The organism is Bariatricus massiliensis, from assembly GCF_900086725.1.
Lineage (GTDB): Bacteria > Bacillota > Clostridia > Lachnospirales > Lachnospiraceae > Allocoprococcus > Allocoprococcus massiliensis.
In genome coordinates this window covers 257,326-275,752 of the sequence record NZ_LT574838.1, presented here as the reverse complement: position 1 = coordinate 275,752, position 18,427 = coordinate 257,326, and the positions used below count along the sequence as shown (strand labels likewise).

The following is an 18,427-nucleotide window of genomic DNA, read 5'->3' as shown; positions in this document are numbered from 1 at the left end:
CTACAGGGGGTGAATACACAGGTGAAAGAGAAAGCTGTATTAGAAATGAAAAATATCCACAAGAGTTTTCCCGGAGTCAAAGCGCTGCAGGCGGTGGATTTTACACTGTGTGAAGGTGAGATTCATGCATTGATGGGAGAGAACGGCGCCGGAAAATCGACGTTGATCAAAGTGCTGACCGGAGTGTATGGGAAGGACGAAGGGCAGATATTCTTAAAAGGTCATGACAAGGAAGCTGTCATCAAGTCTCCTCAGGACGCGCAGAGGCTTGGAATCAGCACCGTATATCAGGAAATTACGCTCTGCCCAAACCTTTCTGTCGCTGAGAATATGTACATAGGACGGACGAAGGGGGCTGTTCAGAACTGGAAAAAGATGAATGCGGATGCAGATAAGATACTGAAATCTCTGGACATACCGGCGAAGGCAGGACAGCAGCTGTCGAGTTGCTCCATAGCGATACAGCAGATGGTAGCCATTGCCCGGGCGGTGGATATGGATTGTAAGGTGTTGATTTTAGATGAGCCCACCTCTTCGCTGGATGAGCAGGAAGTTCAAAAGCTGTTTGGGCTGATGCGGGATTTGAGGTCCAGAGGCGTAGGAATTATATTTGTCACACACTTTTTGGAGCAGGTGTATGAAGTGTGCGATAAGATTACGGTTCTCCGCGACGGACAGCTGGTAGGTGAGTACGAAATCAAGGAGCTTCCCCGTGTTAAACTGGTGGCGAAGATGCTGGGCAAAGAGCTGGACGATATGGCGGAAATCCGGGATGCGGAGCTGGAGTACAAGGAAGACACTTCCGTACCGGTGCTGGAGGCGCAGGGACTGGTCAGCGACGCCGGAATCAAGCCTTTTGACTTCTATATTAAGAAGGGGGAGGTCAACGGATTTACCGGACTTTTGGGCTCTGGAAGAAGTGAGTGCGTCCGTGCCATCTTCGGCGCTGATAAGCTGACGGGCGGGACAATCAAGAAGGACGGGAAGCCGGTCAAGATAAACAAGCCGCTGGACGCAATGAAGAACGGCATCGCATATCTCCCGGAAGACCGTAAGATGGACGGTATTGTAGGGGATTTGTCCGTGCGGGACAATATCATTTTGGCCGCTCAGGTCCTGAAAGGATTTTTCAAGCCGTTCACAAAGGCAGAAGCTAATAAGTTCGCGGATGAATATATCAGACTTCTGGATATCAAGACAGCTTCGGCCGATACTCCGATAAAATCGCTTTCGGGCGGAAATCAGCAGAAGGTGATTCTTGCGCGCTGGCTGTTGACCCACCCGGAATATTTGATTTTGGATGAGCCGACACGAGGAATCGACGTGGGAACAAAGGTAGACATACAGAAACTGGTGCTTGAGCTGGCGTCGAAGGGAATGAGTATCACATTTATCTCATCGGAGACAGACGAGATGCTCCGCACCTGCTCACGGCTGATTGTCATGAGAGACCGGAAAGTAGTAGGAGAGCTGTCTGGAGAAGACCTTACTCAGAATAAGATTATGGGTACGATTGCCGGAGGTGAGAAAGAATAATGCAGAATAATGTGAAGAATAAATCAAAAATATCAGAGGTACTCGGAAGGCTGGCAGGGCAGCAGATTTTTATACCCATTGCGGCGCTTTTGCTGCTTGCCATATTCAATCTCATTATGGATCCTTCCTTCTATACAGTTACGCTGGGGCATAATAATGCAGGAGACCCGGTTCTATCCGGCTATTTGATTACGATTTTGGATTACGGCTCAGAGCTTGCGATTCTCGCCATTGGCATGACCTTGGTTACGGCGGCGACCGGTGGGCAGGATATCAGCGTGGGGGCGGCCATCGCTATCAGCGGCAGTGTAATCCTGCGCGTGCTCTGCGGAACGGATTCCAGACCGGATACACTGCAGGCTCCGATTATTGTGGCTTTTCTTATAAGCTGTGTGGTAGCCATGCTGTTCGGAGCGTTCAATGGAGCGTTGGTGGCATATTTTAAGATTCAGCCCATGGTGGCGACCTTGATACTGTTTACGGCGGGACGTTCTATTGCGGCGTGGATCAACAACAACGAGCTCCCCATCGTAAGCGACAAAACATTTACTTATTTTGGCGGGTTTATTCCCGGGATTCCCATTCCGACGCCGTTTTTCATAGCTGCTGCCTGTATGATAGTCACAGCGCTGGTATTGAAATTCACGAACCTGAGACTGTATACACAGGCTGTCGGCATCAACGAGAGTTCTTCCAGATTGAATGGCTTGAATCCGCAGTTTATCAAGTTCCTGACCTTTGTGATTTTAGGACTGTGTGTTGCGGTTGCGGGGCTTATCAAGGTAAGCCGTCTTTCATCCATCAACTACTCTGTCATAGCGAAGGATATTGAGATGGATGCCATATTGGCGGTGGCGCTGGGCGGTAACGCTCTCAGCGGTGGAAAGTTCAACATGACGGCGTCCATCCTCGGCGCTTATGTCATCCAGTTCCTGACTACCACACTCTATAAGTTCAATGTGCAGTCGGACGCTCTGTCCGCCTACAAGGCTGTGGTCGTTATTTTGCTGGTCGTGCTGAGCGCACCAATCGTAAGAGAGAAGTGCTCCGCACTTTGGAAGAAGATAAAAGGAACTCATGCGAAGGAGGTGGCGTAAGATGGCAGCGTCTAAGAAATCATCGGAAACAAATAAGGGACTTCGGGGCAGGCTGAACAATATGACGAATACGAACCTGCTGCTGCTCATAACAATCATAGTTTTCTTTGCTATGTATATCGCGGCGATTGTGTTCCAAGGAAAAGGCTTTTTAAAACCACAGACATTTTTAAATATTCTGAATGCAAATGCGGCGCTGATAATCGCCTCCTGCGGTATGAGTATTGTTATGATAACCGGGGGCATCGATATTTCGGTGGGCGGTGTGGCTGCACTGGTGAGCATGTGCTGTGCGGTCTATCTGGACCATCATGACGGCAGTGTGTTCGGTGCGATTGTGATTGCGGTGGCAATCGGGCTTGCATTTGGTCTTGTACAAGGATTTTTGGTGGCGTACCTTGACATACAGCCGTTTATTGTTTCTGTGGCGGGGATGTTCTTCGCCCGGGGCATGACGACGATTGTCAACACGAACCCGTTTAATGTGGTGAATGAGGCGTTTGTCAAATTGAAGACTACCCGGGTCGTCGTGCCGGGACTTGGCTCAGTAAATAAGCTTGGAAAATATGTGGATGCCTATGTTGAAATAGGAGTCGTAGTGGCAATCCTGCTTGTCATTGTGCTGTTCTGTGTGTTAAGATGGACAAAGCTGGGACGAAATTTCTACGCGGTGGGCGGCAATAAGCAGAGTGCGTTGATGCTTGGCATCAATGTGAAACGGACGAAGTTTCTGGCTCATTTGCTCTGCAGCCTTCTGGCAGGCATCGGCGGATTTGTCTATTTTATGCATGTCGGCTCCGGCTCCGCGTCACATGCTTCCGGCATGGAGATGAATGCGATTGCGTCTTCCATTATCGGCGGCACGATGCTGAGCGGCGGTGTTGGAAATATTGCGGGTACTTTATTCGGGGTTCTGGCGCTTAGCACCATACAGAACATTGTGGCGTCTGCTGGGCTTGATCAAGCTTGGTGGACAGGAATCACGGTTGCTGCGATGCTGTGCCTGTTCCTGCTCATCCAGAGCGTGGTCATCGCCCGCAGGAAAAAGGCTTAGCTCAAAACTTTGGAATATACCGGGGGGAGAAGGATGGCAAAAAGAAATCTGTTTATCGTGTTGATGATTGTATTTTGTACGGTTGCAGTAGGCTGCAGCCGTAGCCCACTGCAGAAAAGTGAACCGGCGGATTCGGACAAAGTTTCTTCAAAAGAAACTTTGGTGGTGGGATTTTCACAGGTGGGCGCAGAATCGGATTGGAGAAGCGAAAATACAGAATCTATGAAACAGACCTTTACGGCGGATAATGGATATGAGCTGCTTTTTGAGGACGGCCAGCAGAAGCAGGCCAATCAGATTATGGCTGTCCGTACTTTTATACAGCGCGGGGTCGACTATATTGTGCTGGCTCCCGTTGTGGAGGCGGGATGGGACACTGTCCTGCAGGAGGCGAAGGATGCCGGGATTCCGGTTATTATTGTTGACCGGATGGTGGACGTGGCGGATGAAGAGCTGTACACGGCTTGGGTAGGCTCTGACTTTCAGCTGGAGGGCGCCAAGGCCAGTGAATGGATTAATCAATACCTTCAGGCGAAGGGTATCCACAATGCCAATATTGTCAATATACAAGGAACAATCGGCGCCACCGCCCAGATTGGGCGGACACAGGGACTTCAAGAGGCATGCAGGGCCAATTCCAATATGACGCTGCTGGCGGAGGTTCCCGGAGACTTTACACTGCCAAAGGCAAAGGAAGTCATGGAATCGCTGCTGAAACAATATGACGACATCAATATTGTATATTGCGAGAACGACAACGAAGCCTTCGGCGTCATCGAGGCGGTGGAGGCTGCGGGCAAAAGGGTAGGCTCTGATATTGAGGCCGGGGAAATTATGGTGGTCTCCTTCGACGGTGTAAAAAAAGATGCCATGCATTACGTGCTGGAAGATAAGATATCCTGTATCGCAGAGTGCAATCCGATGCAGGGGCCTCGCGTACAGGCCGTGATAGAGCAGCTGGAGGCAGGGAAAGAGCCTCCGAAGTTTTCTTACGTCGATGAAGAAATTTATGTACACGATGAGACGGTGCCTTCTGTGTTTGTGGAAAATATAGAGTATCCCGTGACGGTGGTGACACAGGACGTCATAGACAAACGGGCATATTGAAAAGTAGAAATTAAATAACACTTTATAGAGTGACTGTACATTCATTTAAGGGAACGTGCGGTCACTTTTGAATATATTGACTTTTGTACCGAAATAAACTACAATATCAGTATGAAAGTAGGTGATGGTATGAGGATTGAAAATAAAGTTTATGAATTACTCAAAAGGCAAAATGGACTTTTCACTTGCAGTCAGGCACAGCAAGCAGGGATTTCTAAGTCAGCATTAGCCGATATGGTAGAAAAAAAAATAATTGAAAGGGCAGCACATGGGATTTATATTTCAGCAGATAGTTTTGGAGACGATATGTTTATAAAACAGACTGCAGTTCCAAAGTTAATCTATTCCCATGAAACTGCCCTGTTTTTCCATGAATTGACAAATCGGACACCGAATAGATATTCTGTAACAGTACCCAGTAACTATAAGCCGAGTAAATGGATAATAGATAGTTGTAAAGTGTATTATGTCTCACCGGAGCACTATTCGCTGGGTGTTATAGAGAAAAGAAACGGCATGGGAAATTTGATACGGGTTTATGATAAGGACAGAACTATTTGTGATGTGCTGCGAAGCAGAAACCGAATGGATATCCAGATTGTGACGGAAGCAATTCGACAATATGCCATTGCACCAAAAAAGGATTTGAATAAACTGTATCATTACGCTGAGCAGTTTAAGGTGACTAAAATGTTGCGGCAATACATGGAGGTATTATTATGAGTTCTGAAGCAATGAGTCTAAAAGGTAAACTTAAAAATCTGGCAAAGCAGAAAAGTGTTTCTGCACAGATTTTGCTTCAAAACTATATGTTTGAAAGGCTGCTGGAGCGTCTTTCGAAATCATTGTATAAAGATAAGTTTATATTAAAGGGTGGTATGTTGGTAGCAGCCTTGGTTGGTATCGATAACCGTTCAACAATGGACATTGATGCAACAATCAGGGCATTTCGGCTAAATGAGGAAAACTTTATGATGTCTATGGTGGATTAAGGGTGTCTCTGGAGGCGGTTTATGATACAATAAGGACTCCGTTTACAGTTGATGTAACTACGGGAGATGTGATTACTCCGCGGCCTATATGGTATAAGTTCCATGGGCTGCTTGATGAAAAAGTAGAATTTGAGGTGCTTGCGTATAATATCGAAACTGTTTTTGCAGAAAAATTTGAAACGATATTGAGAAGAGGCCCCCTATCTACAAGACCGAGGGACTTTTATGATGTGTATATTTTGTTCCAAACACAAAAATATGATGCAAAGATTTTCTGTGATGCATTTTGGGCAACAGCATCTCATAGAAATTCCGATTCACTCTTTAAAAATATACCGGAAATTTTGGAAAGGATACGAGAAAGTTTGGAGTTGCAGTCTACGTGGCTACGTTATCGAAAAGAATATACATATGCAGCCGATATTGAATATTCCAGTATTATGAAAGTTTTAGAAACACTAGCTGAACAGACTATAGATTGCGAAGTTTTGTAATCAGATAAAATACGTTGATACTGAAAAGAATTATAAAATCAGTATTAAAGTGGAGATTCAAGTCCTGTGATTTATCGTCGATAATTTGCTATAGAGTATTGGTATAAATTTTCCTCTGTTTACAAATACTAGCATCACAGAAATATGTGAAACCAGTATGTAGACGGAGGAATTTTTATGAAAGCAACAGGGATTGTCCGGAGAATCGACGACTTAGGACGTGTGGTAATTCCGAAAGAGATTCGCAGGACATTAAGGATAAGAGAGGGAGACCCTCTGGAAATATTTACGGACAGAGAAGGCGAGATTATATTGAAAAAGTATTCTCCTATCGGGGAGCTTGGGACATTTGCAAAACAGTATGCCGAGAGTCTGGCACAAACGCTGGGATATCTGGTGTGCGTGACGGACACGGATCAAGTGATAGCGGCGGCAGGGCCGGGGAAGAAGGAGCTGCAGGAGCAGTTTATCAGTAAACAGCTTGAGGAAGCCATCGGCAGGCGTGAGCAGATTGTTGCGGTGCCGGGAGATAAAAAATATACGAAACTGACAGCGGAACAGACAGAAGAATATGACAGCCAAGTTATCAGTCCTATAATCTGTGAAGGGGACGCTATCGGCGCAGTGATTATTCTTTCCAAGGACGGAAAGAAGAAGCCGGGGGAAACGGAGCAGAAGCTGGCGCTTTGTGCAGCCGGTTTTTTGGGAAGACAAATGGAACAGTGACAGATGAGCAGCATATGGCTGCCGGTTTTTGCCGTTTGGGCGGAACCGGCAGCTTTTTACATAAATTAAAAAAATGGTTGTAAAAATATACCTTTTTTTCTCCATATAAGGTATTATATAAACGTATTGCCGGGACTTTATGAGGCTGGGAGGGAAAGTAAGACTATATGAAAAAACTATTAATTTACTTGAAAGGATATAAAAGGGAGACGATTTTGGCGCCGCTGTTCAAGCTTTTGGAGGCGTCGTTTGAGCTGCTCGTACCGCTTGTTATGGCGGCTGTAATTGACAAGGGAATAGCGGGGCAGGACAGGCCTTACATTGTGAGGATGTGTCTGGTGCTTGTGACGCTTGGAATTGTGGGCTTGGCCTGTTCGATAACGGCGCAGTACTTTGCAGCCAAGGCGGCCACTGGATTTTCTGCCGCGTTGAGGCATTCGCTGTTTGAACATATTCAGAACCTTTCATTTACGGAAATGGACAGGGTTGGGAATTCCACATTGATTACCCGGATGACCAGTGACGTGAATCAGGTGCAGTCCGGGGTGAATCTTGTCCTGAGACTATTTCTGCGCTCACCGTTTATCGTGTTCGGCGCCATGATTATGGCATTTACGGTGGACGTGAAGGCGGCGCTCGTGTTTGTGGTTACGATACCGCTGTTGTCAATCGTGGTGTTCGGCGTGATGCTCATCAGTATGCCGCTTTACCGGAAGGTGCAGGCAAATTTGGATAAGGTGCTTTTGGTGACGAGAGAGAATCTATCCGGCTCCAGAGTCGTGAGGGCGTTCAATAAGGAGGAAGAGGAGAGGGAGCGGTTTGAGGAGTGTAACCAGACGCTTACCGACGCGCAGAAGTTTGTAGGAAGAATTTCCGGGCTTATGAATCCTTTGACGTATATTCTTGTGAACGGGGGCATTATCGTGCTCATATATGTGGGGGCGCTCCGGGTGGATTCCGGGGTGTTGACGCAGGGGCAGGTGGTTGCCTTGATTAATTACATGTCGCAGATACTGGTGGAGCTGGTGAAGCTGGCAAACTTGATTATTACGGTGACGAAGGCTATCGCCTGCGGCAACCGGATTCAGAATGTGTTTGAGATGCATTCGGAGATGGAGGACGGATTGCTTGAAGCGGGGGACGTGGCGGCCGAGGAACGTGAGGCGGTGGTGTTCGAGCATGTATCTCTGACATATAAGGAGGCGGGGGCAGAGTCGCTGAGTGATATTAGTTTCCGAGCCCTGCGGGGAGAGACTATCGGCATTATCGGCGGCACCGGCTCTGGAAAGTCTTCGCTGGTGAATCTCATTCCTCGTTTTTATGATGCCACCAAGGGGCGGATTTTGGTTGACGGAAGAGATGTGAAGGATTATAAACTGGAAGTTCTGCGTGACAAAATCGGTGTCGTGATGCAGAAAGCGGTTTTATTTAAGGGGACAATTGCGGAAAACCTGCGCTGGGGCAAGGGCGATGCGACGGAGGCGGAGCTTTTAGAGGCGCTTGTGGTGTCGCAGGCCAAGGAATTCGTGGATACGAAGGAGGGGGGACTGGCGTTTAAAGTTGAACAGGGAGGACGGAACCTGTCGGGCGGACAGAAGCAGCGGCTTACTATAGCCAGAGCTTTGGTGAGAAAGCCGGAAATTTTGATATTGGACGACAGTGCCTCCGCTCTTGATTTTGCCACGGATGCGAGACTGAGAAGGGCAATACAGGAGATGGAAGACAGTCCTACGGTCTTTATTGTATCGCAGCGGGCGGCTTCTATCCAGTACGCGGATAAGATTGTCGTGCTGGACGACGGGGTGATGGCCGGTATCGGGACGCATCAGGAGCTTTTGGAATCCTGCCCCACATATCAGGAAATATATTATTCACAGTTTCCAAAGGAGGCGGGTGCAGATGGAAGATAAGAAGATGAGACAGGAAAGCCAGATTGCGGCGGTGAAAAAGGTGTTCCGTTACCTTGGGAAATACCGGATATTCCTTGTATTTTCTATGCTGCTGGCGGCAGTGACCGTGGCTCTTACGCTTTATGTGCCAAAGCTTACGGGAAAAGCGGTGGATTATATTGTGGCGGAGGGGCTGGTGAGCTTCCCGGGTGTATTTAAAATCATGCTTCAGATTGGGATTTGTACGCTGATAACGGCTCTGGCCCAATGGATCATGAATGTATGCAACAATAAGATGACTTATCAAGTCGTGCGGGATATACGGAATGAAGCGTTCCGCAAGATAGAGATTCTGCCGCTCAAGTATATTGACAGCCACCCTTACGGGGAGGTGGTCAGCCGTGTAATCGCGGATGTGGATCAGTTTGCAGACGGGCTATTGATGGGATTTACACAGTTATTTACGGGGGTGGCAACGATTGTCGGGACTTTAGGATTTATGTTGTCGGTCAATGTAAAGATTACGTTTGTAGTGGTACTGATTACGCCCGTGTCCTTTGTGGTGGCTAATTTTATAGCAAAACGGACATTTACGATGTTCAAGCTCCAGTCGGAGACGAGGGGGGAGCAGACCGGGCTGATTGATGAGATGATCGGCAATCAGAAGGTGGTTCAGGCTTTCGGGCAGGAGAATGAGACGCTGGAGCGGTTTGACGAGATCAACGGGCGGCTTCAGGACTGTTCATTGAAGGCCATATTTTTCTCGTCCATCACCAATCCTGCCACACGGTTCGTCAACAGCCTTGTCTATACAGGGGTCGGCATTACGGGGGCGTTCGCGGTGGTGAATGGTTCGTTGACGGTAGGTCAGCTGTCTTGCTTTCTGAGTTACGCCAACCAGTATACGAAGCCTTTCAATGAGATATCAGGAGTTGTGACGGAGCTTCAAAATGCCATTGCCTGTGCGCAGAGGATTTTTGATTTAATCGAGGAAGAGCCGCAGGTGCCAGAGACGGAAAATGCGTTGCATTTGACGGATATTAAGGGGCATGTGGATTTGACCGACGTGTCATTTTCTTATCTCAAGGAGCAGAGATTGATAGAGCATCTGAACTTAAATGTGAAGCCGGGGCAGCGGATTGCGGTCGTAGGCCCCACCGGGTGTGGAAAGACGACTTTGATTAATCTGCTGATGCGGTTTTACGATGTGACCGGCGGACGGATTGAGGTGGACGGTACCGATATCCGGGATATGACTAGACAAAGCCTGCGCGCCGGTTTTGGAATGGTACTCCAAGAAACTTGGCTCAAAACCGGGACTATCCGGGATAACATTATCATGGGAAAGCCGGACGCTTCAGCGGAGGAGATTGTGGAGGCGGCAAAGGCCTCCCACGCGCACAGCTTTATTAAGCGGCTGCCGAAAGGATACGACACTTGGATTACCGAGGACGGCGGAAGTCTCTCTCAAGGACAAAAGCAGCTCCTGTGCATAACCCGTGTTATGCTCTGCCGGCCGCCCATGCTGATTCTGGACGAGGCCACATCCTCCATAGATACCAGAACCGAGGTGAAGATACAGAACGCATTTGCCAGACTGATGGAAGGACGCACCAGCTTTATTGTAGCACACAGACTCTCCACAATCCGGGAGGCCGATGTGATACTTGTCATGAAAGACGGAAAAATCATCGAAAAAGGAAATCACGAAAGCCTGCTGGCTAAAAACGGATTTTACGCAGAACTATACCAAAGCCAATTCGCGTTGGGGACAGGTCCCAACGCATCGGGGATTGTCCCCGTCGACAATTCGGCCTGTTGTTAGATAATTCTTTAAATTGTAGAAGGGGACGGGTCCCAACGCGTTGGGACCTGTCCCCTTTGGAGTCTCCCTTTGGAATATTTTGGGCTATGCCAGCATACACTGTCTTAGACAAGGAGGGATGGTGTATGGAAAAAAAGGCGCAGAAGGAATTTAAAATGGTCTGGATGCTCAAATCTTTGCTGGCATCCTACATAGTTACTACATTATTGCTGCTGCTGGTCACTTTGCTGTTGTATAAATTTGATTTGGATGAGCAGAAGGTGCAGATTGGAATCATGGCGGTGTATGTTCTGTCGACGTTGGCAGGTGGTTTTATCATCGGAAAGCTGGTGAGGGTCAGACGGTTCCTGTGGGGATTGATATTAGGCGTATTGTATTTTGTGCTTCTGCTTCTCATATCTATTGGGGTCTATCGGACCGTGCAGGGTGGTACTAATATGATAATCTCCTGCGTCCTGTGCGGGGCGGGCGGCATGCTGGGAGGTATGCTTTCATAAAAGCGTTAAATGAGGCTCTCTGGGGTTGGCCGATGATAGCCCTTCTTTTGGGCACCCACCTGTATCTCACAGTGCGCACCGGGTTTATTCAGCGGAAGATATTTACGGGAATACGGCTGTCGGTGGCCAAGGATCCGGACGCGGAAGGGGAAGTGAGCCAATTTGGCGCTTTGACTACGGCGCTGGCCTCTACCATAGGGACAGGAAATATTATCGGTGTGGGGACAGCGGTTGCCTTGGGCGGGCCGGGCGCTGTGTTCTGGTGCTGGCTGACCGGTGTGTTTGGCATCGCTACGAAGTACGGGGAGGCATTGATTGCGGTAAAATACAGAGTAAGGGCAGAGGACGGCCATATGCAGGGCGGGGCAATGTATGCGCTGGAACGGGGACTGCATATGAAATGGCTCGGCATGCTGTTTGCGCTGTTCGCCGCCTTCGCGTCGTTCGGTATCGGATGTGCGGCGCAGGTCAATGCGATTGCCACAGTCTGTGAAAAAAATATGGGGACTCCCCCGGAGCTGATTGGAATCGTGACAGCGGCATGCACGGCGCTGGTCATTTTCGGCGGAATCAAAACGATTGCCAAAGTTTGTGAAAAGCTGGTGCCACTCATGGCGGCGTTTTACATATTTGGGTGTATTTACATCTTATATATGAACCGTGATTTTTTGATACCGGCAATTCTTACTATTATACGGCTTGCATTCGCACCCGGAGCAGCGGCGGGCGGCCTTACCGGCGGCGGGGTGATGCTTGCCATGCGCTATGGCATTGCGAGAGGGCTGTTTTCCAACGAATCAGGGATGGGCTCGGCTCCCATCGCGGCAGCGGCGGCACAGACCAGCAACCCGGTCCGTCAGGCGCTGGTTTCAGCCACCGGGACTTTTTGGGATACGGTTGTGATAAGCCTTATGACCGGGCTGGTGCTTGTGTCCACTATTATGAAAAACCCTGCCATCGATGGGCGCAGGATTATCAATGGGGGAGTGCTGACCACATTGGCTTTCAAACAGATTCCAGTCATCGGGACTACGATTCTCGTAGTAGGCATCATTTCCTTTGCGTACTCAACGATATTAGGCTGGGCCTATTACGGGGAGAGGTGCGTCGAATATGTTGCCGGGAGAAGGGCGCTGACCCCATACCGCATCTTGTATGTTGCCGTTGCAGGAATAGCCCCGGTGGTTTCCCTGAATATAGTATGGCTGGCCGCGGATACCTTAAATGCACTGATGGCCATACCCAACCTGATTGCGGTACTGCTTTTATCGCCGGTGATTGTAAAGGAAACAGAAAAGTATATACATAATCTGGACAGAAAAGACCCGACGCCGATACCGGTAGTGAGGAAAAGGAGATAATAGAAGACAATTTTATCATTCCTCATGCAAGGTAAACGTTGACTACCTCCAGATTCATGTGATATACTATAGCACATACGAGTAAAAGGAGGATATTGCAATGAAACATATCAAAACATTGAATACACAGACATTGAACAATACAATCAAAAAGGGCGGATGCGGAGAATGCCAGACATCCTGCCAGTCTGCATGTAAAACATCCTGCACAGTAGGAAACCAGACATGCGAACAGAGCAAATAGCTCGAATATAAGGCGGTGGCAGCCGCCGGATATGAGAAAAACAGGCAGCGGCTAATGGCCGCTGTCTATTGATGTTTAAAAACAACAAGTAAAAATAGAAAGGGGTACCGGTTGTGATCCATCAGTACCAAAACAACGGATACCGGATTGTGCTGGATGTCAACAGCGGCTGCGTCCATGTCGTGGACGAGCTTTGCTATGACGTGATAGCCATACTTCGAGGACAGAATGAAGAACAGACGGCAGAGAGCCTGAAATCAGAAGCTGTCTGGGGCCTGATAAAGGAAACGCTGGGCGAAAAGTATCCGGAAGAAGAATTAAAGGAAGCATTGGAAGATATAACAGAACTGACCGAGGCTGGTCAGTTGTTCGTGCCAGATACATACGAGCCGTATATCGGTGAAGTGATTAAGAGAAAGACCGTGGTCAAGGCCCTGTGCCTGCACATCGCACACGACTGCAACCTTGCATGCAAGTATTGTTTCGCGGAAGAGGGAGAATACCATGGAAGGCGGGCCCTCATGAGCTATGAAGTAGGGAAAAAGGCTTTAGACTTCCTGATTGCGAACTCCGGTACCAGAAGGAATCTGGAAGTAGATTTCTTTGGCGGAGAACCTCTTATGAACTGGCAGGTAGTGAAAGACTTGGTGGCCTACGGAAGAGAGCAGGAGAAGCTTCACGACAAGCATTTCCGCTTCACCGTGACGACCAACGGCGTCCTTCTCAATGATGAGATTCAGGATTTTATCAATCAAGAGATGGATAATGTGGTAATCAGCCTTGACGGGAGAAAAGAGGTCAACGACAATATGCGCCCCTTCCGAAACGGAAAGGGAAGCTATGACTTGATTGTGCCAAAGTTCCAGAAACTGGCGGACTCCAGAAATCAGGAGCGTTACTACATCAGAGGGACTTTCACCAGAAACAACCTCGACTTCTCCGAGGATGTCAAGCATTTTGCAGACTTAGGATTCAAACAGATGTCCATCGAGCCTGTGGTGGGAGACGAGACGGATCCCTATGCAATCCGGGAGAGCGACCTGCCGCAGATTTTCGAGGAGTACGACAAGCTTGCGCAATATATTATTGAAAAAGAGAACAAGGGAGAAGGATTTAATTTCTTCCACTTTATGATTGACTTGGAGGGCGGGCCGTGCCTTTCTAAACGCCTCTCCGGCTGCGGCTCCGGTACCGAATATCTGGCCGTGACACCGTGGGGAGACTTCTACCCGTGCCACCAGTTCGTGGGCGATGAAGATTTCCTGATGGGAAATGTGGAACAAGGGATTACCAGACCCGAGATTGCAGACGAGTTCCGCTGCTGCAATGTATACACAAAAGAAAAGTGTAAAAACTGTTTTGCAAGATTTTACTGCAGCGGAGGCTGTATGGCCAACGCCTACAAATATGCGGGCGGGCTTCAGGATGCTTATGATATCGGGTGTGAGATGGAACGCAAACGCGTGGAATGCGCAATTATGATAAAGGCTGCATTGGCAGAAGAAAGGAAGTAGGACATGAAAAAGAATAAAGGCATCGCAAGCCTCATTCTGACGGCAGTGCTCATCGGGCTGCTGGGCTTCACAAGCTGGAAAGGATTCGGCGCTTCACAAGCAGGCGCTGTAGAAAACATTAAGCTCGGCCTTGACCTCGCCGGTGGTGTCAGTATCACGTATCAGGCAAAGGATAAGAACCCGACAAAAGAGCAGATGGCAGACACCATCTACAAGCTGCAGAAGCGTGTGGAACAGTACAGTACGGAGGCCACGGTCTATCAGGAAGGTGACGACCGTATCAGTATCGAGATTCCGGGTGTTTCAGACGCCAATAAAGTACTGGAGGAGCTAGGAAAGCCAGGTTCCCTCGTATTTCAGGACTCAGAGGGAGAGACAGTGCTCTCGGGTACGGACGTAGAGACTGCGGAGGCCAGAACTCAGCAGGATAAGACGACAAAAAATAACCAATATGTGGTTGCCCTGACACTTACAAAAGAAGGGGCACAAAAGTTCGCGGAGGCAACAGAAGCGAATGTAGGAAAACAGATTGCCATCATCTACGACGGAGAGACGATAAGCTCCCCGAGGGTAAATGAAGCAATCACCGCAGGAGAAGCGGTCATCACAGGCATGGCTTCCTATGAAGAGGCGGAGACTCTGGCTTCCACTATCCGAATCGGCGGCCTGCAGCTCGAGCTGGAAGAGCTGCGCTCCAATGTGGTAGGCGCCCAGCTTGGTGAGGAAGCAATCAGCACCAGCTTAAAAGCCGGGGCAATCGGACTTGCCATCGTATTTATCTTCATGTGCGTGGTATACCTGCTTCCAGGATTCGCGGCCAGCCTTGCGCTTTTGATTTATACAGGACTGGTTCTGCTCCTGCTGAATGCGTTTGATATCACGCTTACACTTCCGGGTATCGCCGGTATTATCTTGTCCATCGGTATGGCCGTGGATGCAAATGTCATTATTTTTGCCCGTGTGCGTGAGGAAGTCACGGCTGGTATCAGCGTGAAGTCTGCGCTCAGGAACGGTTTCCACAAAGCCATGTCCGCCATTGTGGACGGGAATGTAACAACCTTGATTGCCGCCATCGTTCTGGGGCTAAAAGGCTCAGGAAGTGTAAAAGGCTTTGCACAGACATTGGCCCTCGGTATTGTTGTGTCTATGTTCACAGCCCTTGTTATCACAAGGATGATTGTGTACGCATTCTATGCGGTAGGAATCCGGGACGTGAAGTTCTACGCAAAGAAGAAAGAAGCGAGAAAGCCAATCAATTTCCTCGGCAAGAAGGCGGTTTTCTTTGCTGTCTCAATCGCAGTAATCTGCGTGGGATTTGTGGCGATGGGCATCCAGTCCTCCAAGGGGAACGGCGCGCTCAACTACAGTCTGGAATTTAAGGGCGGTACTTCTACGAACGTAACGTTTGATAAAGACTACAGCATCAAAGAGATAGATTCAGAAATCGTGCCGGTAGTAGAGGAAGTGACCGGGGATAAGAATGTTCAGACCCAGAAAGTCAAAGACACCAATCAGGTAATCATCAAGACACAGACACTTGACTTGGATGAGCGTGAGGCACTGAATCAGGCGCTGGCAGATAAGTTCGGCGTGGATGCGGCCAAAATCACCGCTGAAAATATCAGTTCTACGGTCAGCTCAGAAATGCGTCAGGACGCCATTGTGGCGGTTCTCATTGCAACCATCTGTATGCTGCTTTACATCTGGTTCCGATTCAAAGATGTACGCTTTGCGACGAGCGCCGTGCTTGCGCTGGTACATGATGTACTCGTTGTCCTGATGTTCTACGCAGTGGCAAGAGTAACCGTAGGAAATACGTTTATCGCATGTATGCTGACTATCGTAGGTTACTCTATCAACGCGACCATTGTTATCTTCGACCGTATCCGCGAGGAGATGAAAGGCCGCAAGAGAAATGACGAACTTGCAGATGTGGTGAACAGGAGTATTACTTACACACTGACAAGAAGTATCTACACTTCACTGACTACATTTGTCATGGTCGCGGTACTCTTCGTTATGGGAGTAAGCTCCATCAAAGAATTTGCGAGCCCGCTGATGGTAGGTATCGTGTGCGGCGCTTACTCTTCCGTATGTGTGACAGGCGCTCTGTGGTATGTGATGCGGACGAAGTTCATGAAAAAGGAAAAATAAACAGTAAATACAGAAAGGTGTTGGGGGAATTCTTCCGGCACCTTTTTTGGACAAAAGCTAGGAGAAAATATGGAAAGCTGGGTACTATTAAGAAAAGGAGCCGACTTTCAGGCAATCAGCGAAAAGTTCCACATCAGCCCACGGATCGCGTCGCTGATACGGAACCGGGAAATTATCGGCGACGAGGCTATTGACCGTTATCTGAACGGTACGATAGCGGATCTGTACGACGGTATGTTGATGAAGGATATGGACAAGGCCGTGGCCGTGTTGATGGAAAAAATCAAGGACGGCAGTAAGATACGGATTATCGGAGATTATGACATCGACGGGATTCAATCCACTTACATACTGATGAAGGGGCTTGCTTATTTGAAAGCCGATGTGGACAGTGACATTCCCGACCGGATGAAGGATGGGTACGGGCTGAACCGGCACCTGATAGAGCGTGCACTGGACGCGGACGTGGACACGATTGTGACCTGCGACAACGGGATTGCCGCGTCAGAAGAAATCGACTATGCAAAGAGCCTTGGGATGACCGTCATTGTGACCGACCACCATGAAGTCCCCTATGAGGATACAGAGGAAGGGCGTCGGTACCTGCTGCCCCCCGCAGACGCGGTGGTGGACCCCAAAAGGGAGGACTGCCCTTATCCGTTCAAGGGGCTCTGCGGGGCGGCTGTGGCTTACAAGCTGACGGAAGCGCTATGCGAAGCCATGGGAGCCGATGTGGACGATATTGATTATTTGATGGAAAATGTAGCCATTGCCACCGTGGGCGATGTGATGGATCTGGTGGATGAAAACAGGATATTTGTGAAGCAGGGACTGGAAATGCTGAAACGGACACAAAATAAGGGGCTGAAAGCATTGATTGCGTGTACAGGGGTGGATGTAGAACGATTGTCTGCCTACCATATCGGATTCGTCCTTGGGCCCTGCATGAATGCCAGCGGCAGACTGGATACCGCCAAGCGGGCGCTGGAGCTTTTGGAGGCGGATAACAGCAGGGAGGCCGATGTGCTGGCGGGAGACTTGAAGGCACTGAATGACAGCAGGAAGGACATGACTGCGGCCGCGGTGGAGGAAGCCTTTTCACAGGTAGAGACTACACCCATTTACCACGACCGGGTCTTGGTCATTTATCTCCCCAACTGTCATGAAAGTCTGGCAGGAATTGTGGCAGGACGGGTGAGGGAGAAATATTATAAGCCCGTATTCGTGCTCACCAAAGCGGCGGAGGGGCTGAAAGGTTCCGGCCGCTCCATTGAAAGCTGGCATATGTACGAAGGGCTGAACCGCTGCCGGAATCTCCTGAGCAAGTTCGGGGGACATAAGATGGCGGCGGGACTTTCCCTCCCGGAGGAGAATCTGGCAGAATTCAGGAAAGCAATCAACGACACGTCCGGAATCACGGAGGAAGATTTGGTTGAAAAAGTATCCATTGATATGCAGCTCCCATTTTGCAACGTGACGGAGGGATTTGTGAAAGAATTGGGCGTGCTGGAACCCTACGGGAAGGCCAATCCCAAGCCCGTATTTGCAGAGCGCAAGGTCGAAGTGAAAAGCGCCCGCGTACTTGGGAAGAACAGGAACGTCCTGAAAATGAGAGTCAAAGACACAGGAGGCACAGAGATAGACGCCATTTATTTCGGAAATGTGGAAGACTTTCTTGCCTACATCGAGACGGCTTTTGGAGAGCGGGCACAGAGAAACCTACTGGCGGGGAGAGGACAGGACATCTATATGTCCTTCACCTATTACCCAGATATCAACGAATATCAAGGAATCCGCACACCACAGATTGTAGTGCAAAATTACAAATAAATTTGAAAAATTCGAAATTTATGGTATAATAATTGCACATGCGTGCAATTAAGGCAATTGCATTGCCTTTATGCCGCAAAGCGGCATATTATACCGGCAAGCCACTA

Annotated in this window: 16 protein-coding genes; all 16 read left to right on the top strand. The window is 48.9% G+C overall.

Annotated elements, in window-relative coordinates; genetic code table 11:
• Positions 1–45 precede the first annotated feature (45 nt).
• Positions 46–1,536, top strand: coding sequence for a sugar ABC transporter ATP-binding protein (locus BN6465_RS12970; protein ID WP_066738652.1), 1,491 nt, complete (start codon positions 46–48; stop codon positions 1,534–1,536).
• Positions 1,536–2,633 (top strand): ABC transporter permease, encoded by a 1,098-nt coding sequence (locus tag BN6465_RS12965; RefSeq protein ID WP_066735946.1) that lies wholly within the window; start codon positions 1,536–1,538, stop codon positions 2,631–2,633. Before BN6465_RS12970 ends, BN6465_RS12965 begins: the two co-directional genes overlap by 1 nt.
• Before the next feature lies 1 nt (position 2,634).
• Positions 2,635–3,687, top strand: a complete 1,053-nt coding sequence (locus BN6465_RS12960; RefSeq protein WP_066735945.1) for an ABC transporter permease subunit — start codon at positions 2,635–2,637, stop codon at positions 3,685–3,687.
• A gap of 33 nt (positions 3,688–3,720) precedes the next feature.
• Positions 3,721–4,794: an ABC transporter substrate-binding protein gene (locus tag BN6465_RS12955; RefSeq protein WP_066735944.1), complete on the top strand. Its 1,074-nt coding sequence runs from the start codon at positions 3,721–3,723 to the stop codon at positions 4,792–4,794.
• Positions 4,795–4,923: 129 nt separating this feature from the next.
• Positions 4,924–5,517, top strand: coding sequence for a type IV toxin-antitoxin system AbiEi family antitoxin domain-containing protein (locus BN6465_RS12950; RefSeq protein WP_066735942.1), 594 nt, complete (start codon positions 4,924–4,926; stop codon positions 5,515–5,517).
• Positions 5,514–5,786: a nucleotidyl transferase AbiEii/AbiGii toxin family protein gene (locus BN6465_RS21330; protein ID WP_082891706.1), complete on the top strand. Its 273-nt coding sequence runs from the start codon at positions 5,514–5,516 to the stop codon at positions 5,784–5,786. The genes BN6465_RS12950 and BN6465_RS21330 overlap by 4 nt, the downstream gene beginning before the upstream one ends.
• 2 nt (positions 5,787–5,788) lie before the next feature.
• The gene (locus BN6465_RS20525; RefSeq protein WP_082891705.1) at positions 5,789–6,280 is read left to right on the top strand and encodes a nucleotidyl transferase AbiEii/AbiGii toxin family protein; all 492 of its coding nucleotides are present in this window, start codon (positions 5,789–5,791) and stop codon (positions 6,278–6,280) included.
• 177 nt (positions 6,281–6,457) lie between these two features.
• On the top strand, positions 6,458–7,006 hold the full coding sequence (gene spoVT / locus BN6465_RS12940) for a stage V sporulation protein T (protein WP_066735940.1): 549 nt from the start codon (positions 6,458–6,460) through the stop codon (positions 7,004–7,006).
• Between the two features lie 167 nt (positions 7,007–7,173).
• Positions 7,174–8,916, top strand: a complete 1,743-nt coding sequence (locus BN6465_RS12935) for an ABC transporter ATP-binding protein (protein ID WP_066735933.1) — start codon at positions 7,174–7,176, stop codon at positions 8,914–8,916.
• Entirely contained in the window at positions 8,906–10,720 is a 1,815-nt protein-coding gene (locus tag BN6465_RS12930) for an ABC transporter ATP-binding protein (protein ID WP_066735929.1), read from the top strand. The genes BN6465_RS12935 and BN6465_RS12930 overlap by 11 nt, the downstream gene beginning before the upstream one ends.
• Before the next feature lie 125 nt (positions 10,721–10,845).
• On the top strand, positions 10,846–11,217 hold the full coding sequence (locus BN6465_RS12925) for a TIGR04086 family membrane protein (RefSeq protein ID WP_066735927.1): 372 nt from the start codon (positions 10,846–10,848) through the stop codon (positions 11,215–11,217).
• A gap of 32 nt (positions 11,218–11,249) precedes the next feature.
• The gene (locus BN6465_RS12920) at positions 11,250–12,578 is read left to right on the top strand and encodes an alanine/glycine:cation symporter family protein (RefSeq protein WP_066735925.1); all 1,329 of its coding nucleotides are present in this window, start codon (positions 11,250–11,252) and stop codon (positions 12,576–12,578) included.
• Positions 12,579–12,678: 100 nt separating this feature from the next.
• The gene (gene scfA, locus BN6465_RS12915) at positions 12,679–12,822 is read left to right on the top strand and encodes a six-cysteine ranthipeptide SCIFF (protein ID WP_066735923.1); all 144 of its coding nucleotides are present in this window, start codon (positions 12,679–12,681) and stop codon (positions 12,820–12,822) included.
• A gap of 113 nt (positions 12,823–12,935) precedes the next feature.
• The gene (scfB, locus tag BN6465_RS12910; RefSeq protein WP_066735921.1) at positions 12,936–14,336 is read left to right on the top strand and encodes a thioether cross-link-forming SCIFF peptide maturase; all 1,401 of its coding nucleotides are present in this window, start codon (positions 12,936–12,938) and stop codon (positions 14,334–14,336) included.
• 3 nt (positions 14,337–14,339) lie between these two features.
• Positions 14,340–16,490 (top strand): protein translocase subunit SecDF, encoded by a 2,151-nt coding sequence (locus BN6465_RS12905; protein WP_066735917.1) that lies wholly within the window; start codon positions 14,340–14,342, stop codon positions 16,488–16,490.
• A 69-nt stretch (positions 16,491–16,559) separates the two neighbouring features.
• The gene (gene recJ / locus BN6465_RS12900) at positions 16,560–18,320 is read left to right on the top strand and encodes a single-stranded-DNA-specific exonuclease RecJ (protein ID WP_066735915.1); all 1,761 of its coding nucleotides are present in this window, start codon (positions 16,560–16,562) and stop codon (positions 18,318–18,320) included.
• Positions 18,321–18,427 lie beyond the last annotated feature (107 nt).